The 325-nt window shown below is 62.5% G+C and carries 1 protein-coding gene; it reads right to left on the bottom strand.

What is annotated here, in order from left to right:
- On the bottom strand, positions 1–325 hold a 325-nt coding region (locus L696_RS30895; RefSeq protein ID WP_162472157.1), incomplete at both ends, for a hypothetical protein.

The raw sequence follows: 325 nt of genomic DNA, 5'->3' as shown, positions 1-325 counted from the left end.
GCGCCGCCCCCCCGAGCTGCTGCAGCGGCTGGCTGGCACCGATCTCCGCCGGAGCCAGGTGCAGCGCTTGTGCGAGGATGCTGTAGAGATCCCGACGGATCATCGTCGGCACATCCAGTTCTCGCACAGTCTCCGCCTTCTTGCGGATGCCAAAGTGCTGGTTGATTTTCATCTGGTCACCTTCGATCCCTACGATGTGAGCGAAACCTTCCTGACTTGCCAGATGCAGCGCTTCCCGGAGCAGGACCAAGCCCTGCGGCGTTTCCAGCGGCTGCATCCCGAACACCTTCCAGAGGTGCTCCTTCTCCTCCGGCTCCACGGTCAT

The sequence above is a fragment of the Paenibacillus maysiensis genome (genome assembly GCF_000520815.1).
Classification (GTDB): Bacteria; Bacillota; Bacilli; order Paenibacillales; family Paenibacillaceae; genus Paenibacillus; species Paenibacillus maysiensis.
This window is presented reverse-complemented; position numbering and strand designations above follow the sequence as displayed.